The sequence below is a fragment of the Marinobacter zhejiangensis genome (assembly GCF_900114775.1).
Taxonomy (GTDB): Bacteria; Pseudomonadota; Gammaproteobacteria; order Pseudomonadales; family Oleiphilaceae; genus Marinobacter; species Marinobacter zhejiangensis.
In genome coordinates, this window is sequence record NZ_FOUE01000001.1 from 369996 (window position 1) to 396100 (window position 26105).

21 protein-coding genes are annotated in these 26105 nt (G+C 58.2%); 9 read left to right on the plus strand and 12 right to left on the minus strand.

Translation table 11 applies throughout. The annotated features are described in order from the left end of the window. The first annotated feature begins 49 nt into the window (after nucleotides 1-49). Together trxC and cysK are read left to right on the plus strand one after the other, a co-directional pair. A complete protein-coding gene (gene trxC, locus BMZ67_RS01660) occupies nucleotides 50-481 on the plus strand; it encodes a thioredoxin TrxC (protein WP_092020176.1) in 432 nt (143 codons plus the stop codon). A 112-nt stretch (nucleotides 482-593) separates the two neighbouring features. Then, nucleotides 594-1565, plus strand: coding sequence for a cysteine synthase A (gene cysK, locus BMZ67_RS01665; protein ID WP_092020177.1), 972 nt, complete (start codon nucleotides 594-596; stop codon nucleotides 1563-1565). A gap of 49 nt (nucleotides 1566-1614) precedes the next feature. Here cysK and BMZ67_RS01670 read toward each other — a convergent pair whose 3' ends face one another. Next, the gene (locus BMZ67_RS01670; RefSeq protein ID WP_092020178.1) at nucleotides 1615-3990 is read right to left on the minus strand and encodes a hypothetical protein; all 2376 of its coding nucleotides are present in this window, start codon (nucleotides 3988-3990) and stop codon (nucleotides 1615-1617) included. A gap of 199 nt (nucleotides 3991-4189) precedes the next feature. Here BMZ67_RS01670 and BMZ67_RS01675 point away from each other — a divergent pair, with 199 nt between their 5' ends. Further along, nucleotides 4190-4441 carry a YkoF family thiamine/hydroxymethylpyrimidine-binding protein gene (locus BMZ67_RS01675; protein ID WP_092020179.1) on the plus strand — a complete coding sequence of 84 codons (252 nt, stop codon included), beginning with the start codon at nucleotides 4190-4192 and terminating at the stop codon, nucleotides 4439-4441. 34 nt (nucleotides 4442-4475) lie between these two features. Here the strand turns inward: BMZ67_RS01675 and BMZ67_RS01680 are convergent, their stop codons facing one another. The 5 genes from BMZ67_RS01680 to BMZ67_RS01700 all read right to left on the minus strand — a co-directional run bounded on the left by BMZ67_RS01680 (nucleotide 4476) and on the right by BMZ67_RS01700 (nucleotide 13721). Beyond that, complete coding sequence (locus BMZ67_RS01680) at nucleotides 4476-4751, minus strand: hypothetical protein (protein ID WP_092020180.1); 276 nt, start codon at nucleotides 4749-4751, stop codon at nucleotides 4476-4478. Beyond that, a complete protein-coding gene (locus BMZ67_RS01685; protein WP_245749839.1) occupies nucleotides 4748-5659 on the minus strand; it encodes an esterase/lipase family protein in 912 nt (303 codons plus the stop codon). The genes BMZ67_RS01680 and BMZ67_RS01685 overlap by 4 nt, the downstream gene beginning before the upstream one ends. A gap of 121 nt (nucleotides 5660-5780) precedes the next feature. Continuing rightward, entirely contained in the window at nucleotides 5781-11024 is a 5244-nt protein-coding gene (locus BMZ67_RS01690; RefSeq protein ID WP_092020182.1) for a DNA repair ATPase, read from the minus strand. Nucleotides 11025-11124: 100 nt separating this feature from the next. After that, nucleotides 11125-13062 (minus strand): flotillin family protein, encoded by a 1938-nt coding sequence (locus BMZ67_RS01695; protein ID WP_092020183.1) that lies wholly within the window; start codon nucleotides 13060-13062, stop codon nucleotides 11125-11127. Between the two features lie 29 nt (nucleotides 13063-13091). After that, the gene (locus tag BMZ67_RS01700) at nucleotides 13092-13721 is read right to left on the minus strand and encodes a hypothetical protein (protein ID WP_092020184.1); all 630 of its coding nucleotides are present in this window, start codon (nucleotides 13719-13721) and stop codon (nucleotides 13092-13094) included. Nucleotides 13722-13996: 275 nt separating this feature from the next. On the opposite strand from BMZ67_RS01700, the gene BMZ67_RS01705 reads away from it, so the two are divergent. From BMZ67_RS01705 to BMZ67_RS01715, 3 genes are all read left to right on the plus strand, one after another. Continuing rightward, a complete protein-coding gene (locus BMZ67_RS01705) occupies nucleotides 13997-14401 on the plus strand; it encodes a YjfI family protein (protein WP_092020185.1) in 405 nt (134 codons plus the stop codon). Between the two features lie 15 nt (nucleotides 14402-14416). Continuing rightward, nucleotides 14417-15112, plus strand: a complete 696-nt coding sequence (locus tag BMZ67_RS01710) for a PspA/IM30 family protein (RefSeq protein ID WP_092020186.1) — start codon at nucleotides 14417-14419, stop codon at nucleotides 15110-15112. A gap of 83 nt (nucleotides 15113-15195) precedes the next feature. Next, complete coding sequence (locus tag BMZ67_RS01715) at nucleotides 15196-15537, plus strand: hypothetical protein (RefSeq protein ID WP_092020187.1); 342 nt, start codon at nucleotides 15196-15198, stop codon at nucleotides 15535-15537. Between the two features lie 4 nt (nucleotides 15538-15541). Here the strand turns inward: BMZ67_RS01715 and BMZ67_RS01720 are convergent, their stop codons facing one another. Both BMZ67_RS01720 and BMZ67_RS01725 read right to left on the minus strand, forming a co-directional pair. Then, a complete protein-coding gene (locus tag BMZ67_RS01720) occupies nucleotides 15542-18214 on the minus strand; it encodes a mechanosensitive ion channel domain-containing protein (protein ID WP_092020188.1) in 2673 nt (890 codons plus the stop codon). A 154-nt stretch (nucleotides 18215-18368) separates the two neighbouring features. Next, entirely contained in the window at nucleotides 18369-19532 is a 1164-nt protein-coding gene (locus BMZ67_RS01725; protein WP_092020189.1) for a glutathionylspermidine synthase family protein, read from the minus strand. 162 nt (nucleotides 19533-19694) lie between these two features. Here BMZ67_RS01725 and BMZ67_RS01730 point away from each other — a divergent pair, with 162 nt between their 5' ends. The 3 genes from BMZ67_RS01730 to BMZ67_RS01740 all read left to right on the plus strand — a co-directional run bounded on the left by BMZ67_RS01730 (nucleotide 19695) and on the right by BMZ67_RS01740 (nucleotide 22083). After that, on the plus strand, nucleotides 19695-20417 hold the full coding sequence (locus tag BMZ67_RS01730; protein WP_092020190.1) for a DUF1190 domain-containing protein: 723 nt from the start codon (nucleotides 19695-19697) through the stop codon (nucleotides 20415-20417). 472 nt (nucleotides 20418-20889) lie between these two features. Then, nucleotides 20890-21339, plus strand: coding sequence for a hypothetical protein (locus BMZ67_RS18450; RefSeq protein WP_139214313.1), 450 nt, complete (start codon nucleotides 20890-20892; stop codon nucleotides 21337-21339). A 3-nt stretch (nucleotides 21340-21342) separates the two neighbouring features. Continuing rightward, nucleotides 21343-22083, plus strand: coding sequence for a hypothetical protein (locus tag BMZ67_RS01740; protein ID WP_092020192.1), 741 nt, complete (start codon nucleotides 21343-21345; stop codon nucleotides 22081-22083). A gap of 63 nt (nucleotides 22084-22146) precedes the next feature. On the opposite strand, the gene BMZ67_RS01745 is transcribed toward BMZ67_RS01740, so the two are convergent. The 4 genes from BMZ67_RS01745 to BMZ67_RS01760 form a co-directional block, all read right to left on the minus strand. Beyond that, nucleotides 22147-23784, minus strand: coding sequence for a hypothetical protein (locus BMZ67_RS01745; protein ID WP_139214314.1), 1638 nt, complete (start codon nucleotides 23782-23784; stop codon nucleotides 22147-22149). Between the two features lie 80 nt (nucleotides 23785-23864). Next, nucleotides 23865-24335 (minus strand): hypothetical protein, encoded by a 471-nt coding sequence (locus BMZ67_RS01750; protein ID WP_175481811.1) that lies wholly within the window; start codon nucleotides 24333-24335, stop codon nucleotides 23865-23867. 62 nt (nucleotides 24336-24397) lie between these two features. Further along, nucleotides 24398-24940: a hypothetical protein gene (locus BMZ67_RS01755; protein WP_139214315.1), complete on the minus strand. Its 543-nt coding sequence runs from the start codon at nucleotides 24938-24940 to the stop codon at nucleotides 24398-24400. A gap of 92 nt (nucleotides 24941-25032) precedes the next feature. Continuing rightward, complete coding sequence (locus tag BMZ67_RS01760; protein WP_092020196.1) at nucleotides 25033-26100, minus strand: hypothetical protein; 1068 nt, start codon at nucleotides 26098-26100, stop codon at nucleotides 25033-25035. Nucleotides 26101-26105: the final 5 nt, after the last annotated feature.

Here is a 26105-nt window from a genome sequence, read left to right on the forward strand (position 1 = left end):
TGGCCCTGGCCGTGCCCAGAAATAAGGAACTGACGGAAGGAGATCAGCCATGACCGAAGCCACCCACATTGTGTGCCCCCATTGCCAGCGGAGTAACCGTGTGCCGCCGCAGCGGATCGGCGACCGCCCCAACTGCGGAGCCTGTAAACAGGCACTGGCCAGTGGCGATATCGCCGACCTGACCGACGCCGGTTTTGCGAACTTCACCGGCAAGTCAGACCTGCCGGTTCTGGTGGATTTCTGGGCCAGCTGGTGCGGTCCCTGCCAGGCCATGGCCCCGGAATTCCAGGCCGCCGCGCGCACCTGGGCCGGCAAGGTCGCCTTCGCCAAGGTCAACACCGAACAGGCTCAACAGACATCCGCCCGCTTCGCCATTCGCAGCATTCCGACCCTGATCCTGTTCCGCAATGGCCGCGAAGTGGCGCGCCAGAGCGGCGCCATGTCCGCAGCACAACTCGGCGCCTGGCTACAGCAACAGTAATCCCCGCGCCAACGTCGCTGGGACATTCACCCAATAAGCGCTAAAGTTAGGTCATTTCGCCCCTGCACCTCCAGGGGACACTGACACCGCGACCATAAACAAGGAGACCACCATGGCTCGGATCTACGAAGACAATTCAATGTCCATTGGCAACACCCCGTTGATCAAACTCAACCGGGTGAACGACGGCGCCACCATCTGGGCCAAGATCGAGGGTCGCAACCCCGCCTATTCGGTGAAGTGCCGTATCGGTGCTGCCATGATCTGGGATGCTGAAAAGCGCGGTGTACTGAAGCCCGGTATGACCATCATCGAGCCCACCAGTGGTAACACCGGCATTGCCCTGGCCTACGTTGCCGCGGCCCGGGGTTACAAGCTCAAACTGACCATGCCGGCGTCGATGAGCCTGGAGCGCCGGAAGGTGTTGAAGGCCCTGGGGGCAGAGCTGGTGCTGACAGAGCCAGCCAAAGGCATGCCCGGCGCCATTGCCCGCGCCGAGGAACTGGTGGCCGAGGATCCGGCCAACAACTTCATGCCACAGCAGTTTGAAAACCCGGCAAACCCCGAGATCCATGAGAAAACCACGGGGCCGGAAATCTGGAATGACACCGACGGTGCGGTTGATGTATTCGTCTCCGGCGTGGGCACCGGCGGTACCCTCACCGGCGTTTCCCGCTACATCAAGCAAACCGAGGGCAAGGCCATCACCACGGTGGCGGTTGAGCCGGTGGACTCCCCCATCATCACCCAGGCTCGCAACGGCGACGAGCTGAAACCAGCACCCCACAAGATCCAGGGCATTGGCGCAGGCTTTGTTCCGAAGAACCTGGACCTCAGTCTGGTGGATCAGGTTGAAACCGTCGGCAACGATGAGGCCATTGAGATGGCGCACCGCCTGATGCAGGAAGAAGGCATCCTCGCCGGTATTTCCTGTGGTGCTGCCGTTGCCGCCGCCGTGCGGGTTGGCCAGCAGCCCGAGCATAAAGGCAAGAACATCGTGGTGATCCTGCCCGACTCCGCCGAGCGCTACCTGTCCTCAGCACTGTTTGCCGACAAGTTCGGTGAACAGGAGAACGTGCAGTAAAAATGAAGATCCAGCGCAGGCGCTCATACCTGCGCTGGTTTTCGAGCCCCTACTGAATCGACTCAGGGGCTTTTGCTGGGAAAGACACCTGATAGCTGTTGCTGTTTTCGGTAAGGATGCGGGGGTATTCCACGTTCGCGATTGGTCCCCAGAACCTGACATTGAATGGTTCACGGCTATCAGCCCCCATCAGCTCCTCCGCCGTTGTAACGGCCTGAAGATACTCCCCATTCGTATTGAATGCCGCGATGGGAATGCCTTCGTAATTCTTCAACCCACGAAGGCGCTGGAGGTCTTGCAAGACGTCCGAAGAAACCTGAACGGTATGCTGGTCAATCTGCTCAAGGCCATCCAAGGTATCAACGGGGCCCTTCAGCGTTTCAATCTCAGTTGCACACCGAGCGACCACATCAACATCAAAATTATGGAAATAGCGCTCTCTGTTTCCAGCCGTCAGCGCGTAGACGATTTTATCGGTTTCCCTCTCATAACTGCTGTTAAACGTCAGCGAATTCCCCTGGTAGTCAGATTCTCCATCGACCGATATGGAGCAACGTGGATCAAACTCCCGGGGTAATTCAACCGTCAACCGACCGTCCTCGAACAACCGGGCAACAACCTCATCCATACTCATCGGGGGAGCGCTCCTATCGAGACGCGACTGCCCGATCCAATGACGCTCACCGACAACAGCCCCGCCCGCCAAGGCTCGTGACGCATTGGGAACGATAAAGGTGTGCGAGACCTGCAAATACGGATAGGAAAATACCTTCAATGCGTCAATCGGTTGATCGGCCCAAAGCTCAACAACCAGGTCGCCATAGCGCTGCTGAACCGGCACCGCTATCAGCTGGTCCTGCACAAACTCAGCAAAACCTTCCACACTCCTGCGTTCTCCGGGGACATATTCCGCTGCGAACCGCTCCAGCAAGTCATGACTGATACGAACATTGAACCTGTCTAACGGCTCACCATTGGCACCCGTAGGCATTAATAGGACCCGACCCAGTGGGTCAGAAGGCAGGAATCCCTCACTCTGGCGCAGCTTCAAGAGAACTCGGTTGGCAGACCACTCCTCGACGACAACGTCGAGGTCCGTTTCCTCTACCCTTACGATTGGGGTATCCGGCTTGAGTGAAACCGTGACCAGATTCCCTGGCACGGCCAGCGTCACATCCAGTTCGAATGCCTGGATATCGGCGGCCAGCTCCGGAGTCATCGCAGAAAGTACAAAGGGAACCCGAACCACAGGGTATGGACGAGTGCTACCAGCCAAAAGGGCAAAGTCAAAATCCGGATTAACCTGCAGTGTACTGACCTCAGAAGCACCAGGGCCAGATTTAGCCCTGACCGCATCTACGGTGTAATCAACATACCTGTCTGCCGATGATCGCACGTCCGCATTCAAGCCCCGTGCGCCGGCGTCATTCCGTTCGTCAAACCATAACAGGGAGCGATCGAACTGCTCGACCAGATCGTCGATTGCAAACTGCTCTGGTGGCGGCAGGACCCCCCGTGCACGATCACTGGTCATATCGATGGGCATGGGCGCCATTGCCAGTTTTAGACGATGGAGAAAGTCGTCGGTCACGGCCAGATTGAGGGCCGGACGCAGCCCACTCTGCTGCAGTGCGACCCTGCTGGTCATTGGGACTGTCTCGCCCTTGGACTCTACCAGCATCGTGAGACGGGCTTGTGCACGGCGTGGCCAACCGGTGCCAATTTCCAGCTCCAGATAGCCCTGGCTGCCGTCACCGGCAGTACCCGGCACACCGGTGAATTCGAGGATGACAGATTCTTCCAGCACCTGAGTAACTCGGTACTCCAAGGCAGGAAAAACAGCACCGCCGAAACGGGTTTCCTCAGAGATCCAGGTGGCCCCGACGTCCAATGCCTGCTCAGGCAGCTGTGGTTTAAAAACCGCAAACAGACTCATTCCACGCTGGAACTCTTCCAGCAACCACTCCGGCTCCCGCCTCGATTCCCTTAACTGCTGCCAGGCGGGCTCATCCACCATGGAAAAGCCCACGACCTCCCCGCCAGGGGACACCTGCTCAACCGTACCAGTCATGAGCGCCCGCGCCAGAGCCTCAACCGCGGCTAACTCGCCATCGGTGCGCTCCGAATCAAAGACCAACCTTTGCCGCACTTCCAGTCGGCTGGCCATGCTTGAGGTGGTTAGCGTAACCCCCTCAGGCCCGGTGCCAGAAACCTCCGCTTGCAGCTGCATGGTCAGCAAGGCTGGAATACGAGTTGGGCGACCGAAAAGGTTCGTTGTCTCCAACTCACTGTGCCGCTGAATCGTATATAAACGTTGATCTCCCAGGCTGGGCTCAACCTGCAGCGGCTTCTGGGCACAGCCTGTAAGGCCGACGAGAACAGCAATAAGCCAAACCACGCTAGCGAAATGATAGCGGTTCATCATTATGTCCCTCCATGGACATGTATTTTAAAAAGCGCGCCCATTATAGGGAGCCCAGCCTTTACTTCAGCGTACACAGTCTCGTTTTCACTGGTTGAGTGACTGGTTTCGGAAATCAGGTGGCTATGGTTTCAAACCGGTTGACCCCACCCACTTGTGGGCCATCATGGAAACGACGGTCCTATATTCCTGGAGGCACACCATGTATCTGTCTGTACAACTCAGCTACTACCCGCTAACCGACGACTACAAGCCACCGATCAAGGAGGTGATTGCCCATTTGCAGGCGTCTGGTCTGGAGGTCTACCCGAACCGGATGAGTACCCAGGTGTTCGGCGAGTTTGATGAGGTCATGCGGGTGCTTTCGGACACCCTGAAGTGGTCTTTCGAGCGTTATGGCAAGGCGGTGTTCGTGGCGAACTTTCTGGAAGGGGATCGCCGCCCCAGAAGCTGAAGGGCGGCACCAGCCAGAGGACGGTAGAGCGATGTCAGTCCTTGGGCAACGCCTGCTGAGTCACCTTGGCCGCAGCGCCTGCAAGCTGGGCAGCGGTACCGTAGCACAGGCGGGAAATGCCATGGTGCAGCGCCCTGACCGGCTCACTCACTGGCCGGGTGACCGGTATCCGGGCCAGGACATTAAAGGTTTCATCGGCAATGGACAGGTGAACCCGTTGCACCTTGATAGCACCTTCAGCCACCCCATGAGTCACCAGGTGACCCACACCCAGCCACCAGTCTTGCGCTGTCTGTGTCTTTTCAGTCATGCCAACCACTCCACCAGTTGTTCGGCAACGGCCCCATGATGGGCCAGCCGGAGATGATCCACACCTTCAAACGTTGCGGAGGCGGTCAAAGCCCAACCACCCTCGCTTTCTCTACCCTGGGCGTCGCCCCGAGCGCTGGCTTCATGGACCAGGGCATCGCCAAACAGGGCGTTGATCGGATTGCGCTGGCGTGCCAGCAAGCCACACACCACATAATGACGGACGTCCGGCACCAAACCCGCCAGCTCCCCTTCCCCAGCCAGAATGTCCCCCCGAGTCAGGTTGCGGATGCCATCACTGCGCAGGTCAATCACCTCACCGGCAACCCGCAGGTAATCTCTTGGCAGCGCATTCAATATCCGCGCACCAGCCTGCGCGCCCTTGGCCAGCCAGGAGCCGTCGTGGGGAGAACCTATGTAGACACAGTCCTGCAACGACGATACCCATTGGTGCTTCTCCAACACACCATAGTGGCAGGCACTGCGGATCACCAGCCCACCCATACTGTGACCAACCAGGATCAGTCGCTCCACCGGCACCGGCCAGTTGCCCAGCAACCGCTCCATCCGGCCTGCCAAGGCCTGGCCATTGCAATAGATGGGGCGTCCAGTGTTGTAGCGAAGGCACAGGGTTGACGCGCCATCTGCCAGGGCATCGGCCACTTCAGTGCCGTAGTTGGCATCCGGCTGTCCGGTGAACTGCCAAACCGACTCCAGCTCCATTAGCCCATGGACCAGCACAATGACGGTCGAGTGGGGTTTGGTGACGGCCACCGCAGGGTGCGCCTCCGGTACCGACAGCCCCTGACTCAGGAAGGTCATCGGCACCGCCAAGGGGTTGCCCTGATTTTCCAGCCAGTCGCCGATAAAACCGCTAACAATGGCCGAGGTATGTTGTTGCCAGCTCAAGGGAGACTCCTGCACAGCAATTGAGGCAGAAGTCAGTGTAACCGGAGCGGGGCTAGATCGATTGGCCTAACGCCAACTACCGAGCGGCAGAACAATCAATGATGCCTCGGGAATGTCCCGGTCAGGTCGGTTGACCCAACCGTTCCCGCAGGTCGTCAACCACCCGTAGCACACGGCTCATCTCGTTATGGGTCTTGAGATCGAGCCCCAGCTTGCCTTCCATGGTTTCCACCAGCGGCATCAGCGACTGCTCAAAGATATCCGCAAACGCCTGCAAGGCTTCGCCAAGACCGGCAGGACTGGCCACATTGACGGTCACCGAAGGCTCAAGGCGGATGTCCTTGAAACCATCGCGGAACGACGTTGCCAGCTCACCCATCAGCGCCAGGGAGTCGGCGTGTGACGACGATTCAGAATGCTCGTCCGGCCCTGTTGATACCTCCGGCATCAACGCCTGGAGCCGAGTCAATGCCTCAACAATCAGGCCCAGCTGGCGTACGACTTTGATGCCGGTTTCTTCATCCCCACCGGCCTGCTGGCGACGGCGGAATTCGTCACAGATGGACTGCCAGCGCTGGCCTTCGTCCTCGCTGAGGGTGCCCCGCATCTGCTTAAGCTTGAGCAGGTTTTCCTCGGCACCGTGGGTCAGCAGCTGGGCTTCACCCAGGTAGTGGTCATCGATCAGGGCATCAAGCTCGGCATCGGTCATCACCGGCGACAGCTTCTCCGCCAGCTTGTTCATGTTGCGGTAACTGCCCTGAAGTTTGAAAGGCGGCTCGGTGCGATAGGCCTCGGCCTGCGCGCTGGAAGCAATGTAGGCCTGGTTGACCTTGAGTACGACCTCGCGGACCCGGAACATTTTCCGCAACAGTTCAACGATCTCTTCCCGCTCGGCGCCACTGTAGTCGTGATCAAACTCCGAGCTGGCCACGTCGCGGCCAGCGGCAATGTCGGCAAAGCGGTAGAAATCATCCATGCCCCGGGTGGCGAGGGGGGCCAGGACGGCATTGGAACTGAGACTGTTCTCAACATAGGACAGCTCAAACACCGACTCCATCCCGCTGAGCACGTCCCCCAGGTTGTAAATGTCGGCACGGTTGGCCAGCATATCCGGCACCTTGAAGACATCACCGCTCTCGGTATAGGGGTTACCGGCCATCACCACGCAGAAACGTTTGCCACGCATGTCGTAGGTCTTGGTGCGCCCTCGCCAAACCCCTTCAATGCGGCGGCTGCCGTCACACAGGGAGATGAACTTCTGCAGGAACTCCGGGTGGGTGTGCTGGATATCATCGAGGTACAGCATCACGTTGTTGCCCATTTCCAGCGCCAGGTTGAGCTTGATCAGCTCGGCCTCGGCGGTGGAATGGGGAGCCTTCTCCGGATCCAGCGAAGCGACATCGTGGCCCAGGCTCGGGCAGTTGATCTTCATGAAGATTAGACCCAGGCGGCTGGCGACATACTCCATCAGCGTCGTCTTACCGTAGCCCGGCGGCGAGATCATCATCAGCAGGCCCATCAGGTCGGTGCGGCGGTTTTCACCCACCGTGCCCATCTGCTTGGCCAGGTTGTCACCAATCAGTGGCAGGTAGCTTTCGCTGATCAGCTTGTTGCGAACGAAGGACGACAGCGGCTTCGGCCGGAACTCCTCCAGACGCAGGCGATCTCGCCATGTCGCCAGAACCTGCTGGCGAACTTCCTGGAGCCGGGCCCAGGCCGGGATGACCTGCTCCTGGTGATAGCGCAGGCGCTGATTGAATTCATCAAGCTGCAGCCGGAACGCCCGCTCCTCGATACGTGGGTGCTGGCCCAGCAGGCCCTCCACGGTAAACGCCAATTCAACATTGCGGGGATGAGTGGTGATGCGTTCACCGGCATTAAGGATGGCAATGGCCTCCGGCAGGTAGTGACGATCCTGCTCCCGTCCGGCCTTGCTGGCCCAGGCTTCCAGCCAATGGCCGGTAATCCGCCAGCGGGCACCAGGCTGGTCACTGACCACCACCAACGCTTCCTCGTACTGGCTATAGTGGCCCTCACGCTTCATCTCGGCGACAAAGCCCTCCACCAACGCCGAGGCATACTGGGTGGTTTCAAAACCGCCGTGCTCTTCCGCCAATTGCAGCACCAGGTAATCGGCCGCATTACGCACCGTGCTGTCGCCCCCCGGCAGCTGGTGTTCACTGACGAAGGCCTGAAGCGCCGGCTCAATCTCCGCCGTCAGCGCGCTCAGCAATTCCCGTGAATGCATCATCCGGCTGAGGATGCCGGCCGACAGGCAACGGGAACGCAAGGTCCGGGCCTTGGACTCGTCCTGGGCGTGGCGGGCCCAGAACAGCATGGCCAAAGCCCTGGCCTGGGGGCTGAAACGCAGCAGTCCGGCACTCTGGGTGGCCGGCCACAGGGTACCGACAATCAGCGCCGCATCGTGGTCGTGAATGCCTTTTTCGTACCCTTCCCGATAGCGGGGGGAAGCGAAACGACGGATGTAATCGATCAGCTCGTCCCGGTCCGCGACGTTAACCGGGGTGCTTCCAGCCTTGGCCAGTTCATCCATCACCAGGTAAGCCAGATATTCACCGCGATACACCTGGTCCGACTCGGACGGCTGGCTGAGCTCCCAATAGGATCGCAGGGCCTCCAGTTCGGGCTCCTCGATGGCTTCGTAGAACTGGGTTCCGGTCAGGTGCAGCATGACTTTGCCGTCCCGGGGTACCAGCGTCAGGTCCACTTCCTGGTGATTGACCGAAAAGCGGTGACGAGGCCCCAGGCGAATCACCTGGCCACCATCCTCGTAAATATCGGCACGGTCACGGACACTGCGCAAGGCGGCATCCCGCTGGGAACGCAGGCGACCTTCACAGTCGTCCGCCTCCATGTTAGCACCCAGCTCCCGCAGCTCCTCGGCCATACTGCGGACCTTGGCCACCATGGCATCGGAGGCAAAGAAGGCGTGCAGCTCCTCCTGGCTTTCGAAGCGCTCGGTGCGCCGATTAACGTTCTTGAGAATGCGGTTGGCGGCGTCGGTCAGGGTGTTGATCCTGCGCTGGCGCTGGTCCTGCAGCTGCTGGCGGCGCGCCTCTATGCTCTCGTGGGCGGTCTCGCGCTGCTCCAGGATAGCGGTCAGGAACTCGTCGTACTCGCCGAACTGGCTCTCCAGTTCCTGCAGCTGATCCAGCATCCGGGTCATCAGCCCGTCGCAGGCGCCAGGCTCCGTCAGCGCACCCACGCCGTTGGCAAGGCTCTGCTCAAACAGGCGCATACGGGCGGCAAACTGGGCCTTGGCTTCTTCGCTGCCGCGGGCCTTCAGGCGAATCTCCGCTTCCGAGCGCTGCTGGTTGATGGTGGCGTAGATACCGGAAATGTTCTCGGTGATCTGGGTTTCCAGGCTGGCGTTATCGCCAGACAACGACGCCAGCATGCCCTGAATCATATCCAGGCCAGCCGTCAGTTCCCGATACTCATCCACGCACTTGGCCAACGCTTCGCGGTTGTCGGCCTCTTCGCAGCGTGTGGCCAGTTGCGCCAGGGTCTGACGATAGCCGTCCAGGGCCGCGGGGGTGGCCAGGAATTTGAACGTACGGTCACTGAGCCGGGCCTCAGCCTGGTCCAGCTCCGCTTCCAGCTCACCAATCTGGGCTTCATCGATGTAGCGGCGATCCCTCAGGGTCCGTACCCGGCCGCGGTGATCCCGCAGCTTTTTCAGGTGGGCCACGAAAACGTCGGGCGTTTTCCAGCTGTCGGGCTTGAGGTCCCGCAGCAGGGTCGCCTGCTGCCGGGCGGTATCCTGCACCGCCGTCGCCGTCTGGGCACGGATACTCTGGACCTTTTCATACTCATCCAGCATCAGCTCGGCGGTCTTACGCACCTCCGACAGGCGCTCGGTCAGGGCACAGTCGGGCACTTCCTCACCGCCGACCTCACCAATCCAGTAGAACTGGTCCAGTACCCGGTCGGTGGTGCGGATCAGTGTGGTGAAATGCTGCTCGGACACTTCGGCCCGCTCGACCAGCGCCACAATGGTGTTGAGCTCGGCAATACCCCGCACCAATTCCGGGTTGCCGATCCGGCCGAGCAGCGAGTCGTTCCTGACACTGTCACGGGCGTGGAAGCTCTCCGACATAAACGGGGTATTCCACACCTGCAGCGGATGAACCAGCGTCGGCTCCCGATCAGCGTTGAAGATGGCCAGGTGGCCATTCTCGAACAGCGCGAAACCATGCCCCACCATGGGGGTGTCTGCCTGCTTGCGGATCAGGTTGTAGCGGTACAGCACCACCTCACCACCGGCTTCGCCATAGAACACAAATAGCACGTCCTCGCCGTTGGGCGAACGGATCATGCGCTTGAAGCGAAGGTCCGTATCCGGCACCTCGAAGGTTTTCAGTTCTCCGCTGGTGAGGTAATAACCAGAGGGGAAAATCAGGCCGTGGTTTTCCGGCAGCGTCACTACCGAGCCGCCCAGGGCATCAATACGCTCCACCTGACGGGTGCTTCGGTTGTAGAGGTAATAGCGCCAATGATCCTCGCCATAGGGCAGGATGCGAACCAGGATCACATCCTTGAGGTCAGCGTACTCAAAGGTGGCATCGTCCAGGGACTGGGAATCCGACGTCACCGGGTCGGAGTAGATACCCTCGCCGGTGTTGGTGTTGTTCTCAATCTTGAAGGTGATGTCGCCACGGAGGTTGTCGATAAACAGAGTATCGGCAATGTTCAGGTGCGGCGCCCGCCCCTGCACCTGGGCGTCCCGTCCAGCGGAGCGCCACTCAAAACTGAAGCGGTCTGGGAACACCAGATCACGCTCACCGCGATTGTCGATGTAGCGACTGACTGTACCAGCGGCCGTCAGCTCCCAACGAAACACCCGCTGATCACTAAGCTTCTCGCCAATACGGAAGGCCATCAGCAACATGCCATTGAGCACCACCAGCTGAGCCAGGGTGGCATGGCTGTAGTACTGCTGGAGTTCACGGAAATCGGTGCGGAAACGCTCATCCGCCAGGAAACTGTCTGCGACCGATGCCTCCCCGACCTCGAAGCCCTCCTCAGAGTCCTTGAGGTGGTAAAGGCTGAAGACATCCTCAATGGCCAGAGCCTTACGCAAGCCCAACTGCAGGTTGAAGCCAAACAGCAGCTGGTTACCAATGCGCACGACGTCACGGGCGATGGCATTGTTTTCGGTTCGTACCCGACCTCGTCCCAACACGCCCATGCCGGCGCCGCCGAAGACCTCGGAGCGGGCGCTGTTCAGGGTATCGACATCCGCGCGGAGCTGCTGCCCCTGATCTTTCAGGCGACGCTGGATGGTTTCAAAGGCAGTGCCTTCCTTGACGATGCTTTCGAGTTGACTGCGGTCCTTCGACATGGGGTTCATCCTGGCAACAAATCACGAAAATAACGGGAGGGGCATTCAGCTATACCGGAACCGGCGACGGGCAGTCGCCACCGGTTCCCGGCATGGGTCATCAGGCGTTTTCGGTGGAACCCGTCGACTGGCCCTTGAAGGCACGGTCGGTGATGCCCGCCAGTGCGGCCTGCAGGGCAGGCGACTTGTCCAGCACGCCCTGAACAGTCTTGCCGTAACCCAGTCCCTTGGCGAACTTCTCGAAGATGTCGCCATCGCCACCAATCAGCTCGAACTTGGCATCCTTCAGCGCCGCGGCCATGACCTTGCCGTTCTCCAGCATACCGATGCGCTGGGCATCGATGGTGGCCATGGTTTCCTTCTCGTGCACTTCCAGGTTCATGCGGAACTGCTCGAAGTGACGGGCTTCCTCGGACATGTTGTCGTAGGCCTTGAGTTTTTCCACCAGGCCGCTGGCTTCCGCCTTGGCCATGGCTTCGCGAGCCTGGGCCTTGGCCTGGCCGAGTTTCTCTTCACCCATGGCTTCGGTTTCAAGCCGCTGCTCGAGTACCCGAACTTCCGCCATGCCGGCTTCTTCGTCGGCCTTGGCATTGGCGGTCTTGACCTCGGCGGCCACCAGCCCTTCGGCACGCTGGGCCGTTGCCTGAGCTTCCTTCACCTGGGCCTGGGCCAGGCCACTCGAGGCCGCCAGGGCCTGCTGACCACGGGCCAGTTTTTCATCGGCCGCGGCTTTCTTCTCAGCCGAATCCAGTTGCGCCTGGGCCCGAACCACGACCTCGTCAGACTCCAGCTTGGCGCGCTCATACGCCGCTTCCGCCGCTTTCACTTCCTTGAGCTTGCGCTCTTCCGCTTCTGCCTCGGCAGAGATCACGGTCTGAACCTTGAGACGGTCAGCCTCGGAGCGGTTACGCACGTCTTTGATGTTCTCTTCTTCTTCGGCAACACCGCGTTCAACCGCAATGCGCTCGCTGGTGATCACCGCAATTTCCTTGCGCTCCCCTTCCAGCGCTTTTTCCATACCGATGCGCTCAACTTCCACCGCACGCTGACGGTTCACATCTTCCAGCTCGCGAGCCTGCTGAATGCGGACATCCTCAATCTGGATGGCACGTTCGCGGGCCTTGGTGGCCATTTCCACCTGACGCAGCCGGTTCTCTTCGGCGATTTCCACTTCCTCATCGGTCTTGATGCGGGCCGCTTCCGCCTTGGCACGCTCCTGCTGACGAACCTGCTCGGTTTCAGAAGCCTCACGGGCCTGCAGGGTTTCGATCTCACGACGCTGACGGGCCTCGGCATCGGCCTCGGTACGTTCCAGTTCCAGAGCGGCCTCCCGAGCGGAGACGTTCTTACGCTGGATTTCCAGCTCCTGGTCACGCTCCAGGCGGTTGGTCTCTACATTGTGCAGAGCGGTGATCTCGGTGATCCGACGGATACCTTCCGAGTCGAGGATGTTATTGGGGTCCAGGGAGCTCTTCGGCGTCTGTTCCAGGTAATCAATCGCCACGTCTTCCAGGATGTAACCGTTCAGGTCCTCACCAATGGTCTCAACGATGGCATCGCGAAAACGCTGGCGCTCCTCGAACAGCTGCATGAAATCCAGCTTCTTGCCGACGGTCTTCAGCGCTTCACTGAATTTGGCATTGAACAGTTCGTTGACCGCCTCCCGATCCGAGGCACGACCCACGCCTACCGACTTGGCCACCCGCAGCACGTCTTCAGCGGTTTCGTTAACCCGCAGGTAAAAGGCAACGGTAATGTCTGCACGCAGGTTGTCTTTACAGATCAGACCGTCTTTACCCGCGCGGTTCAACTCCAGGGTGATCACGGAAATTTTCATGGTCTCCGCACGGTGGATCACCGGCATGACCATGGCACCCGTAAAATAGACTTTCGGCGTTACCGACATGTCGTTGACGATCAGGGCCTGGCCCTGATCCACCTTACGGTAGAACGCTTTGAACAATGACAGTAGGGCCAGTACCGAAATCACCAGCACGCCAACGGCAATCACGCCCGGCATAATCCACGACAAATCCATTTAGTGTGTCTCCTGCGTTGTTGAGCAAATTAACCGGCAGAGCCGGAAAGAAAGTCGGCTTCCGGGATCACCCAGTAAGCCTGTTGATCGGACAGATACTCCACCAGCACCACGCGGTCACGACGTGCCAGTGGTGCATCACTGCGAATCTGGAGAATCAGGTGAGCGCCGTCACGATGGGCTTCCGCCCGACCTTTGCCGGAGCTTTCATTGAAGGCCAGCACCACGCAGGCCGTGCCAATCACCTGTTTTTGCATCGGGCGCTTGTAGGCTCGGCGGAACAGTGGACGCAACGGCCGCACTAGGACAGAGGTCACCAGCAGCCCCACAAACAACGCTGCCGGAATCACCAGCAGACCAAACATCACATGGCCCCAGCCACCACCAAACATGGCGCCGAACAGCAAGTCCGCAAAATAGGCCAGTAACCAGCTGGATAGGAACAGCAGTGTCAGAACCAATGGTAACGGTACGCCCTGCAAACCCAGGGTAACCATTAACCCGCCAACATCAGCAGACGAGTCGATGTCCATGTCGGCATCACCGTCGAGATCAACCAGCCCCAACAGGGAAATCAGCCAATAAATAACCGCGACGGCCAGCAACACCGTGAAGATGACAGTCGGAAATGAGAAGGTAATCGCAAGAAATGCTTCCATGAACAGTCCTTTTCCACGGTTTGAACTACGCTGTTTTATCAAACCTCCCGTGACAGATGAAGGGAGTTTCGTACCCACTGCATTTTTCTGACATATTCTGTCACGAGCCTTTGTCTTATACCCCAGCAAACGGACAGTTTGCAAACTCTTTGTTTTACGGTATAGACTGGAACCCATGACATAACATGTCAACTCACTGCAATCGGCGCCGACCCTGTTTACGTCTGGGCCACCAAGGCACCGGTGCAGCCGAGCCACTAGAAAAGGAGCTTATTGTGGACACTCAATCCCTCATCCTTGCACTGGGAGATGCTACACACGCGGGCAGGACATTTAATGTCATGCCAGTCGCCGGAGACGATCCGGTCCTTCAGATCGCGGTCTCCGGGGCAGATGAAACGCCCGTCTACCTTACGGTAACCGAGTCCCAAATTCTGTGCCTGGTTTATCTTTTCGAGGAGAGCGAAATCCGCACCTCGGCTCTGCCCGAGCTTCACGAGAGCATGCTCCGCATCAGCGTACCGATGCCACTGAGTGCCCTGGGCAAAGTTGAAAACCACTACGTGGTCTACGGATCCCTCAGCCCCACCTCCAGCCAGACCGAGGTGATGCAGGAACTGGTCACCCTCGCAGACAATGCGATCGACTTGTTACAGACGTTTGAAGACTTTCTGGAATAATCAGGGGACGATGACATGAAAGCCGTACTGAAAAAGCTAATGACCGCCATGCGGGGCAGCGTAAATGAGCTGGGTGAAGCTGTGGTCGACAGCCAGGGCAGCCGCATCCTTGAACAGGAACTTCGTGACTCCGAGCACGAACTGAAACAGGCCAAAAATGAGCTGGCAGCGCTGATGGCCGAAGTCGCCTCCCTGAACCGCCAGATCAAGACTGAGTCCGATAGCGCGGAAAGCCGTGAGCAGGACGCCCGTAAAGCGCTGGCCGCCGGTCAGGAAGAGCTGGCCCGGGAAGTGGCCGAACGCATTGTTGGCCACGAACGGCGCAAGGTCGAACTGACCCAGGCCCGCGTCCAGCTTGAGGAACGTACCCGCGGGCTTAAAGAGCGGGTTCAGAAAGCCGAAAAGCAGCTGGCCGAATACCGCCGCGAACTGCAGGTGGTCAAAACCAACGAGCGGGTGCTGCGCACCACCGCCCAGATCGACACCAACATCAACAGCAACCAGTCGTCGCTGAGCACCGCCCGGGAAACCCTGGAGCGCATCCGCGAGCGTCAGGCCCGTGAGGAAGACCGTCAGGGCGCCCGTGCGCAGCTGGAGAAGGAACTCACCGGACAGGACCTGGATGAAAAACTGAAAGCCGCGGGCATTGATGCCGAGCAGGATTCAGTCAACGACGTCCTCGCCCGTCTGAGGGGCGACCAGCCGTCCTGATCCCCCCCAGGCACCCGTGATGACCTGACCTCAGCCCGAAGGCACTCGCCGTGCCTTCGGGCCTTTATATAAGTAGATCCCAGATGAGCGACAAGAAAGAATGGTCCAAGGAAGTTGAAGCGCTACAAGCGGTTCAGCTGGCGTTTGACCTGTCCAGCGACATCCAGCGCGCCTTTCGTGTTGCCGCTGCCATGCAAGACCTGAACACGTCCTCAATGGTGCGCAAAGTGCTGAACCTGCCCTACCGCAGGAAGCGCATCCGTCCACGGCTCACCGTCACCCTGCACGAGGAAGACTTCGAACAACTGGCCGCCCGCTACCAGCTGCCCGCCAGCGACCGTGCCGCCATCCGCCAGCGCGTCGCCGAAGAACTCGGGCAGTTTGCCACAGCATTCCTGGCAGACCAGGACACTCCAGGTTCGTAATTGCTTACTTCCCGGCGTCGGTACGGATATGGATATCCCGTTGCGGGAACGGAATCTCGATCCCGGCCTTTGCCAGCTCCCGGGTGATAGTGGCATGGATTTCGTGGGATAACGGCATGATATCGAGCATGCTGTGGACGAATACCCGGACCTCAAAGTTGATGCTGCTGTCGCCCAACCCCACACAAAATACCGAGGGTGCAGGCTCCGCAACCACCCGTTCGTTACTCGTCGCCACCCCCATCAGCAGCTCCCGCACCTGATCAACATCGGAGCCGTACGCTACCCCAACCCGCACGATTACCCGGGTAATCGAGTCCGTCAACGTCCAGTTGGTTAGATCCTGGGTGACAAAGGTCTTGTTGGGGATGATCTGCTCTTTGCGGTCCCAGTCCACCAGCGTGGTGGCCCGAATGCGGATACGGGACACCGTACCGGTGATTCCGCCGATGGTGACCGTATCTCCGACCCGGATTGGCCGCTCGAACAGCAGGATGATGCCCGACACGAAGTTGGCAACGATCTCCTGCAGGCCAAAGCCCAGACCGACACCCAGCGCGGCGACCAACCATTGCAGCTTCGACCACTCCGCCCCAAGAATATTGAGCGAGGCAATGACTCCCACGATAACGATCAGGTAAGTGACCACCGTGGTGATGGCATAACCAGTTCCCGGCGCCAACTGCATCCGGCTGAGCACCATAACCTCCAATGTGCCTGGCAAGTTGCGGGTGGCATAGACCGTAATGAACGCCACCAATGCAGATAGCCCCAGGTCTGCCAGGGTAACGGTCATGGTGGTGTCACCACTGCTGACGCTCCACAAGGCGATTTCATCAAACAGGTGCAAGGCAGGAACGATCGGAGCCCACAGAATCCAGAGCCCGCCAATCGCCACCGCCAGCGCCACAATCGCCATCAAGGCCTGACTCTGGGCACTGATGTCGTGCAGGTCCATTTCTGGCAAATCGAGACTGATCGGACGCCCTTCTCCCGACGTACCGGAGGCCTCTAGCAATGCCTCCTTTTCCTGCTCCTTCGCCCGTTGTGCCCGCAGACGCTCCAGTTTCAGGCGCCGCTCACGCACCGCCAGCCCGCGCAACCCCACGTACCGCAACAACGTCAGGAACACCAACCAGCACACGCTGATAAACAGCACACCTTCCAGCTGCAAGGCGGTGTAGTGGTAACCCGCCAACGACCCCAGCGCCAGCAACAACGGCGTTGCGACGGCGATTATGTGGACAAATTTCAAACCCTTGGAATCACGTCGGGCCGGAGTTCCGGTCCGGTGCGCCGCCGCCAGGCGATGAACAAACAGAGCCAATGCCAAGGACGCCAGGGTAAAAGCAACCCGCCCGAAACTGTCCTCATACTCCGCAAAGGCCGCACCCTGGCTAATCGGCAGCAGCGCGGATACCGGCAGCAAGACAACCAATAACTGGGGAATACCCCGGCGGATGGCCGCCAGCAACGCTGGCCGCCACTTGAAATGCTGCTCAGCCACGCCCCCTGGCCGTGCGATCTGCGACATCACCCCCAGCAGAAACAACAACACCGCCGCGTCCACCAAGCCATTGGCCAGCCCCCGCCCCAGCTGCCCCCCTTCCGCGACAGCCAGCGCAGCCAGTAACAGCAGGATCGCACCCGGCAACGCCAGTGTGACGGAGCACAACAGGGCCGACACCGTCAGGCCAACCCGGTCCTGACCAACTTTGCCGATGAGGCGACTGTCCTCCCACAGGCGCTTTTTCACACGCCGGCGCGTATACGCCAGCCCCAGCAACAGCAGGGCTAGAAGAACGAACCATGGCAGCCGGGCCTTGACCGACTGGGGAACCCCTTTGACTAGCTCAACAAGTCCTGCCGGCTCGAAGATGGCCTTGGCGGCCTGGAACAACCCGGTAAACAGATCCAGCCCCACCGGCTCCATACTCGGCAGCCAGAATAAGCGACGGCGAACCAGCTCCTGATAGGCTTCCAGGCGCTGTTCCAGCGTGGTAATGGTGTGGAAATACTCGGTCAGTGCTTCGATATGATCATTGACCAGGGTTCGCAACCGGTTCAACACCTGAATGCGCTGGTCAATCAAGTGGTCGCTGACCGGTTCATCCGGATCAAGTACCGCGCCAAACTCTTCAAGCTGGAACTGCTCGACCCGGGCGGCCTCCAGCTGTTCCTTAATGGCGGGCACCAAATTCTTGGCAAGGTGCTGCTGACCCAGACGGTCCAGCCGCCGGCGCAGCAGGTTGGCGTAATTCTCCGACAGCCCCAGGCCAGCAGACTCCAGCCGCTGCTCGAGGCTTGCAAACTCATCGTCCAGGCGGGTTAACAGGGATTGCGCAAAGGCCTGGCGTTCCCTGGTCTGCTGGAGTGCTGCCCGGCGTTCGTTCAGGGCACCCTGCAGCGACTCAATTTCCTGCCGGATTCCAGAGTCAGATTCCGAAGGCACCTCAATCGGCAGCGGTGCTGGCGTCTCCGACTCCGTCGGCGCCTCTATGATTGGCGCCTGAACCACTGGAGTTTGCTCCTGCGGTTCTTCATCCAGAGCGTTCACCTGCACCTGCGCCCACGCAGGCAGACTTAGCAGCAGGAACGCCCAAACCAACCAGGTGAACCGCCCTCCCACAGAGAAACTGCACCCTCGATCATGCCCACGACCCTGCCTTCTGCTCATCTGCCTACGCGCCTGAAATAACGTCAAAAGAGTATGGATTATCAGACCTTATCTGGCGATGACGATCAAGCGTCGTGTCGGCTTTCAGAATCCGTGAAGACCGGTACAAGACTCGTAGAGAGCATGGCAAACGAGCCCCGCCGGGCTTTACCTCTCAATCCACAATAACGTGCGGCAAAAAGCGAGAGGTGTCACGGGTGATGACGGTGTTGTCTTCACGGATCCCCATTCCGGCCGCTTCGTTACCGACCACCCAACTACCGATCAGACAATAGTGCCCTTGGAACCTCGGTGGCGGATACCAGCCCTGTATGATGGTCGCGCCGTCGCCATAAGGGCCCTCGACAGTCATCTCGACACCAGCGGCGGTTTCCACTGAAACATTCGCGCCTTCACGGGAGAAGAAGGGCTTGCGCACCCAGCGTGCTGGCCTTTCCGCAAGGCCAGCATCGTCCGCAAACCAGGCCGGCAACAGATTAGGGTGATCGGGATAACGTTCCCACAACAGGGGCAGAATCCCTTTATTGGAAAGAATCAGCTTCCATGGAGGTTCGATGTACTGGACCGCACTTTTGGTGATGTGGTCAGAGAAGTCTTCCTGCCACATCCATTCCCATGGGTACAATTTGAACAGCTGATCGATTGACCGTTCCCGAAGATCCGTAAAGCATCCCGTCGGAGCCAGGCCAATGTCATCCATATACATGGAAACGGGTGCCAGCCCCGCCTGCTTGGCGCAGTCTGCCAAGTACTCAATGGTTCCGAGATCTTCCGGGTGATCCCGGCAGCACGCCAAGTGGAGGGCCTGACCTGCCCGTCCTATAGTGCCAAGACGTTCAACCAAGGCCTCCTGCAGACGGTTGAATTGGTCTGCCCCCGAAGGCAATTGCCCCCGTTCAATTTGCTGCTCCAACCACAGCCACTGGAAAAAACCGGTTTCATACAACGAGGTGGGGGTGTCAGCATTGTATTCGTAGAACTTGGCGGGCCCTTGTCCATCGTAGGAAAAGTCCATACGGCCATAGAGGGACGGTTCAGAGAACTTCCAGCTTTCGGCAATCAGGTCCCACGCTTTTTGGGGAATGGCTAACCGCGTCATCAGGCGTTCGCTGGTCACCACTTCGCCAACCAACTCCAGACACATGGCATGCAGAAGCTCGGTCGGCGCTCCAATATCCTCTTCAATCTCACGAAGCGTGAACTGATAGCAGGCAGATTCATCCCAGTAGGGCTCGCCATTCAGGGTATGAAAACGAAATCCAAAAGCCTCTGCCTGGGAACACCAATCAGGGCGCGGCTGAACCTGTAGACGTTGCATGGAGCATCCTTCTCCCGACTAATCACTCGTCCGTGTAGCAATACGGGCGCGAGTGTATCAAAACTGAGAACTTCGTAACTGTTAACTGGTCCCGGCCGTTTGACCTGCCTGACTCGTTGCTATAGATTTTCGCCCGAAGTGCAATCAGGAGAAGGATACTCCATGACAGCCCAGGAAGGGTTAAGCACTGCCCTAAAAAGCAGAACCCATCGCCAAAAACGCTCCCAGAAGGCCACTCTTGTGCTTATGGGGGCAACGCCGTTTGTTGTATTGGGCCTTGACCCGCTGCACACCGATGTTCGCATTTTTCGTGACGCCCGCGCCTGCGAGAGCGCATTAACGGCGACGCCCGGGTATTGCGATTCCCTCAGTGCTGAAGCCCAGGCACGACACCCGGCGCTCGCTCCGAAGTACGAATCGCGAGACCAGTGCGAAGCCGATTTCGCCCACGTCATCAACGATCAGGCCTGCGAGAATGGCTGGTGCAGCCAGCAATCGGTCATCGGTTGCGAGGCTACGGGTGATGGCCATTATCGCCCCGAGTTTTCTTCATTCCTGGTGGATCAGTCCGTCGTCAGTGACACCTATTCCGGTGAAACGCCCGCTCCCTCATCACTTGATGATGACCAGCTACAACCCGTATACGGCGTCTCAGAAAACACATTGCAAGAGAACAGCGACCGCCCCTACTACGGGCACTCCGTTTTCCTCTGGCACTATGTCACGCCAGGCGGCCAGTACCTGGGGCCGCGCAGCCTCAACACACCGGTAACCCTGGCCCGTACCCAACTCGCCTCCGGGTCGGGCCAGACATTCACTGGCAACACCCGGCGAGGCGGGTTCGGGGCAACAGCCCGGCGCACGATGCAAGCCGCAAGGAGTTGATCCCGTGACTCATGTCCACATCACACGTTGCCTCCTGCTCCTGTGCCTCCTGCTTCCTGGGTTTGCCACCGCAGACACATCGTGGGAAATGCTTGCAGAGGACCTGCAGCTGCGCCACAGCGAAACGCCCGAGTCCCTGAGCTGGTACCTGCCCAACAAAAGTGACCCAACGCCTTATGACCAGGTGGGGTTTAAAAGCGAACGATGTGAGCCCCCAATTCCCTCGCGGCAAACGCCGATACCACGATTCCTCGTTCGCTGCAGCACTCCCGCCCTCTCAGCACGGGGTTTCATCACCATTCGGATGGTCACATCCTGGCCCTATGTCGATGGTAACTGGGGAACAGGTCAAATCATTGCGACCTATGTTTCGGATAAACCGCCAACCAACCCCTACGCTTACCAACGCGAGATCTATAGGGATATATGGCATTCGGGTGACCTGGTTGGGCCATATCAACGAGCGGTTGCGATGCTATCAGAAATGGAGGCTGACGAGTTGCGATCGTTCTGGCATACCGCTCCTGAGCTGACGGCAGAAACACGAGAAACACTGGAGGAATGGAAACAACTACCTTGGCCAGACGGCGTCGTTGGCCTCCGACGCAATGGCGAACTCTTGCTCCAACGAGGCTCACTGGCCGGCACGGGCGCGTTACTGGAAAAACTGAACGAGCCAGACGCTGTTCCAGCCTTCGCTCAGGGGTTGATCCGGGCTATCGACGCACAACCTCGCTCCTGGAGCACCATCAGCCCCCCCGGCCCTCCGATGTTTATGGTCCATGTCCTGGAATCCAGTGATGGGCCACACGCCATTGCCCTGTCTGACCCAGCACCTGACGGGCAACTCCCTGGCGTACAGGTGCTCAGCTCCGACGAGCACCAGGACATTGTTTTTATACCTTTGGAAAGGAATCTATAGCCCATGACCGCCACGGCAGCTCAAGCAACGCAGGGTTCAACCAAAGAGCTCTACAAACTGAAACGAGTGCCGGGCAACCCGGGTTCTAATGACCAGGTCATTCTGGTAGGCAGCAACAGCGCCGGCACCACCACTCTGGTGATTTGGTTTCCGGTGATAGCCGCCGTCTGCTACGGCGCTATCCTGCCGTTCACCTGGACCCCTTGGGGTGAAAACAATCTGGAACTGGTCATGGCTGTCTGGGGTGTACTTTGGCTGGCGCTGACAGCCATTACCCTGTCATCGGGCGCCGGTCACCACTTCTACGCTCTGGACATCGGCCAGCGCACGATTACCCATTTGAACACCAGCCAAAGTACGCCGCTAATACTTGAGCTTCATGAACAGGAGGGCCTTACATCGCTGGTGCTGAAGGAACCGCTGGACTCGGGCTGGCACCTGGAAGCCAGTGCCCGGAGCGTTTCCGAAATTGCGCCTGATGATCTAAGCCACATTCCCGAATGGCGGATTCTGGGCCTGGTGGATTATGTTCAGAAAAAAGCCCGGGACGGCTCACTGGTGGTGCTGTTTGCCTTCGTCAACATTCCCCTCCTTGCCTTCTATCTGGCTTCGGGTGTGTTCGGGCTTTTTCTGCTTCTCCAGGTCTACCTATTTGCCGCCTGGCTTGTCGCCCAAGCGGTGAGCTGGTTAGTCGAGCGACGAGATCATCGCCTCTTCCGGGAGCAGAAAACCCTGACGCTATAGAGCCAAGGCTCTATCAAGCCGGTGAACGGCCATTATGGCCGCTCACCTTGGCATGCTGTCAAATCAGGTACTTAGCAGCATCGCTGCCATTGCCAACACAACCGTGCCCACCACGATCCCTGCAAACAACTTCGCAAAACTCGGCTCCTCCTTGGGCTTTGGGGCATCCTCCTTCTGTGAAATCTGCCCCAGCAGGCTAAACGCGGTGCGGGCTTTACTGATGAGTTTGAGCGGCGATACACGTCCGCCCTTGTATAACACCTCAGGAAACTCGACGAGCGCCCCTGGAATCAGAAGTGAGCCTGACAAGTCCCAGAGATTCATGCAGCCTCCGGCCACCAGATCGGAACGCTCTGGCATGAGCGCTGGAACCTGGGCTTCTGGCACTTCCAGGTCCTTCAGCGGATTGCACACATAGTTATCACCCTGCATCCCCAACACCATGACAGGCACGTCCAGATCCCCACAACGGAAGCTGGCGAGAAACGGAAAGCGGGCGTCTTCCGGATTGCAGAAGAAAAGCTCCTCTGCATTATCCGGCAATGTCGAAAACAGGTTTCTTAACCGGGATTGAATCAGGTAGACCGACTCTTCCACACGGCGACTGGCCTGAAAGATGTCCCAGCTGACATAACGAATCAACAATGCTCGAAGATCCGCTGAAAGAGGGTGAATTCCCGCACTACGGGGCAGGTGGTATGCCATCTGATCCAACGCCTTCAAGCTCAGGCTCTCTGAATAAAGCCGGATCGATGTCCCGCCTTCAGTCAAGAGGATCCGGTATTCCAGGTAGTCCACCGACTCCCTCTCATCATCCGGGTCTTCGGCAGGGTCCGGCTCGACAGTTTTGGCCCGAACCTCAAGCTTCAGGGCGTTCGGGTCAGGAAAGAAAACCTGTTCAACCAGCACCGCAATGTGCCGGAAGCCTGCCAGGTAGTCCTCCGGTAAAATCGGGCGTGAGGGTGTGCCTTCACCCAGTGCCGCGCTGGTCTCCGGCGACGATTGAAGGGGTGCTGGCTCTAGCAGGGGCTGGCTCCACCGGTCATATACTTCCCTTTCATTTTCCGTCAACGAAGATCGGGGAACCGCCGCTTCCGGCAACTCTGGCAGCCAGGGGTTGGCTTGCCAGTCAAAACGGTCGTCATACACAAAGCGCGACTGCCTTTGGTCTGACCCGCCGACGCTCACCTCGGGCGTCACCACCCAGTACTGCAGAGCACACTCAGAGGCACCTTCCGGAACAGCCCCCTCCAGCGAATACCGTTCAACCTGGTACAGGTAGTCTTTACCATCGGCTCCCCGCGCCAGCGAGTTAAACCCCAGCAAGTGCAGGGTTGAAGCTTCAAATATGACCGGCTCCTCCCACCAGGCCATCATGCATTGGTTGGTGGCAGCAACCCTGGCCAGTTGCCGCAAAGGAGCCTGCCGCACGTATGGAGCTGAAGACGCAGCTTCACTGCTCACCTGTGAGAGCAGCTCCATAGCGTCGCTCTCATTGCGGACAATAGGCATCACGATCGCCGTTTCCAGCGTCGCCAGTACCGCTTTTTCAACACCCTGCTCATCCTTGACGAAAAGGCCATAGAACGGCTGTTCCGGCCAGGTTGTCAGCAGCGTTCTCCGGTCAGCTTTTTTTATGGCTTGCTTAAGCATCCCCGGGGTGGCTATTTCTTTCGTAGGCAATTCCTTCGCCGTTTCCATTTCCTGCGTCCTGCTATTCCTGACTTCCTATTGAATCCCGTTTAGCTCCGTCTAGGGTGCTATGGGCTTTGCTTCGGTTGTTACCCTGTAAGCTCTGACGCGGGCACAAATACAAGCCTCAGATGCCCCTCAGGCTCGATTTTGCCTCGAATAATGCCCTGGTTGGACGGCAAGCCATCGTTATCAATCAGCTCAAAGTTTTGGGTGATAAACGCCTCTATTTCGCTCAAGACCGGATGGGCCACATGGCTACTGATAAACAACAGAAGAACACCGACGGAGATTATCGGCCCAGGGACCAGAAGCAACATTTCGAAGAATGTCGGCCCGCTCCTGCTCACCATGACGGAGTTCGGTCCGAAGATCAGGATCAGGCCCCCGATCACAGCAATGCCGATGCCAATCATCGAGAGAAAATTACTGAGCTGTTCGCGGGATTCCAGTTTTTTAATGAGCTGAAAATCCTCAATGAGATAAGGCAATTCAGCGATGGTGAGCTTTTGTTTTTCAGGAGATTCCATTCCCTTGAGTCCTTTTCCTTTCAATTCCATGAAGGATAACAATCTAAATAATTTGATACTTACAACCCATGAACTTAAAAATAAACAACCCTCTAAACCGCCGCCCTCCTACGCTCAATGGCTTCATTCAGATCACGAACTATTTCCTCATGGTCTGCCGCATAACTATAAAGATTCGTTGCAACGACACCTCCATCCGAATTACGTCGGGAAATACCCCACCGTTTATTCTTCAGAGCGTACTTTTCGCAGCTTCGCAAGTATATAACGAGACTTATCATTCTCCCGAGCTGCGGACTGTAGGTGTCGGTAACCCTTAACCCTATGATGTCGGACCATGGAATCTCCGGGAAAACACAGTCATCAATTCGCAAAAAATCGCGTGATATTTCAATCGTATTTTTTGAGTTTCTATAAACCAGAAACCAACACCCAAATAAAGCCAGCGCGATGGGAGAAAGAAAAGCCAACCTAGAAAGATAGGACCCACTATCGGTGACGAAAAAGAACATAAGTACCATCGTTCCGAAAAACATCACTCCCAAGCCGGACACAAACACCTTATCTTTTCCGTATACTCTTTCCCTGATATCGCCAGCACTGTCGGAAAGTACATCGGTTTTATTCACTTCCATCCCAATCGCCTTGCCACTCATCCAACTTAAAACACCAGACCTGTCCCTTAGTTTCCATACGCAAGAGCTAATCCTGCGTACCCTTTCGAGAGTCACACCGCGTACCGAAGTTTCTCCGCCATCAGATTCGGACGGCTTTCGGTATCGATCCTGTTCACCGCCAGCCGCATTGCCTCAACCTTGCCCTTGAAGGTCTGGTCGTCCATGTCTCGCCAGTAGCGTTCCGGTCGCGCCACCTTGCCATCGTGCTCGGCGGTCAGAGGATCCAGATGGCGGTATTCCTCAAATACGGGGAGGTCTGGCAGGGGCTTGGTGATGTCCATGTAGTTCTGTAGGAAGTCCCAGTGGGCATAGCACGGCTGGGGCAGGCTCTGATTCCCCAGAAGGTCGCCAACGGGGACCATCAGTTTCTGGTAACGGTGGTACATCACCAGCGAATTCAACACCCCATGACGATCTGCCCGGGCGTTCACCCAGGCATCAAACTCGTAAAACGGCGCCTGCGTGATGGTGGGGTTACCTTGTTTTCGAAAGGGAACCTTTTTTGGGTATGTCCAGACGGTGACCAGGCCGGTGCGGCGATTGATCTCCCATTCAGGCCCCCTGCCGGTTTTCAGGAGCCACTTGGGGAAGAGTCTGAAGGTTAGGGTTGCCAAAAACCAACAAAGTACGGGTATTCCAAGAATGAGAAGCGCGAAGTCAAAATAACTTATAAAAATCTCTAGCCAAGACTGTTGACTGCTGACCATTGTGAGCTCAAATAGGTAAGTTAGAATCACAAATGGTAACAACAGCCAAAACCCCACCTTTCCAGCAATCTCCATGAAACTAACAGCATTAAAACGGAACGCCATGCGAGCATGGCGAATACACTCATGATCCAATTGCCCCTGGTAGCCGACCCCCGCTAGAGGGTCACCATTTCTCTCAATGCGCCGCAAGCTCTTGGGGGGGACCCTCGACAGGATTGATGCCGGGACCACATCCTGGGCATTCCCCCAGGGCAATCGAATACTGCCTGCCCGGCCAAGTGTTGACCGGTTGGCATCCCCGCGTTGGTCTTGCTGGCTTGGAATTGAGTCCGGGCGATAGGCTGTGGGGCCATAGTAGCCGCCGGAGGTGGTAGCCAATGTAAATGAATTATTGATAGGGATGACCATGAAAG

Excerpts from the sequence above, each read along its gene's own strand:
- BMZ67_RS01680 (WP_092020180.1), bottom strand. The coding sequence starts at position 4,751 with ATGACTGAAAAGACACAGACAGCGCAAGACTGGTGGCTGGGTGTGGGT.
- BMZ67_RS01715 (WP_092020187.1), top strand. The coding sequence starts at position 15,196 with ATGAGCGACAAGAAAGAATGGTCCAAGGAAGTTGAAGCGCTACAAGCG.
- BMZ67_RS01740 (WP_092020192.1), top strand. The coding sequence starts at position 21,343 with ATGACCGCCACGGCAGCTCAAGCAACGCAGGGTTCAACCAAAGAGCTC.
- BMZ67_RS01670 (WP_092020178.1), bottom strand. The coding sequence starts at position 3,990 with ATGATGAACCGCTATCATTTCGCTAGCGTGGTTTGGCTTATTGCTGTT.
- cysK (WP_092020177.1), top strand. The coding sequence starts at position 594 with ATGGCTCGGATCTACGAAGACAATTCAATGTCCATTGGCAACACCCCG.
- trxC (WP_092020176.1), top strand. The coding sequence starts at position 50 with ATGACCGAAGCCACCCACATTGTGTGCCCCCATTGCCAGCGGAGTAAC.
- BMZ67_RS18450 (WP_139214313.1), top strand. The coding sequence starts at position 20,890 with ATGCTATCAGAAATGGAGGCTGACGAGTTGCGATCGTTCTGGCATACC.
- BMZ67_RS01695 (WP_092020183.1), bottom strand. The coding sequence starts at position 13,062 with ATGGATTTGTCGTGGATTATGCCGGGCGTGATTGCCGTTGGCGTGCTG.
- BMZ67_RS01720 (WP_092020188.1), bottom strand. The coding sequence starts at position 18,214 with ATGAGCAGAAGGCAGGGTCGTGGGCATGATCGAGGGTGCAGTTTCTCT.
- BMZ67_RS01745 (WP_139214314.1), bottom strand. The coding sequence starts at position 23,784 with ATGGAAACGGCGAAGGAATTGCCTACGAAAGAAATAGCCACCCCGGGG.
- BMZ67_RS01710 (WP_092020186.1), top strand. The coding sequence starts at position 14,417 with ATGAAAGCCGTACTGAAAAAGCTAATGACCGCCATGCGGGGCAGCGTA.
- BMZ67_RS01690 (WP_092020182.1), bottom strand. The coding sequence starts at position 11,024 with ATGTCGAAGGACCGCAGTCAACTCGAAAGCATCGTCAAGGAAGGCACT.
- BMZ67_RS01730 (WP_092020190.1), top strand. The coding sequence starts at position 19,695 with ATGACAGCCCAGGAAGGGTTAAGCACTGCCCTAAAAAGCAGAACCCAT.
- BMZ67_RS01750 (WP_175481811.1), bottom strand. The coding sequence starts at position 24,335 with ATGGAATTGAAAGGAAAAGGACTCAAGGGAATGGAATCTCCTGAAAAA.
- BMZ67_RS01675 (WP_092020179.1), top strand. The coding sequence starts at position 4,190 with ATGTATCTGTCTGTACAACTCAGCTACTACCCGCTAACCGACGACTAC.
- BMZ67_RS01760 (WP_092020196.1), bottom strand. The coding sequence starts at position 26,100 with ATGGTCATCCCTATCAATAATTCATTTACATTGGCTACCACCTCCGGC.
- BMZ67_RS01700 (WP_092020184.1), bottom strand. The coding sequence starts at position 13,721 with ATGGAAGCATTTCTTGCGATTACCTTCTCATTTCCGACTGTCATCTTC.
- BMZ67_RS01755 (WP_139214315.1), bottom strand. The coding sequence starts at position 24,940 with ATGGAAGTGAATAAAACCGATGTACTTTCCGACAGTGCTGGCGATATC.
- BMZ67_RS01725 (WP_092020189.1), bottom strand. The coding sequence starts at position 19,532 with ATGCAACGTCTACAGGTTCAGCCGCGCCCTGATTGGTGTTCCCAGGCA.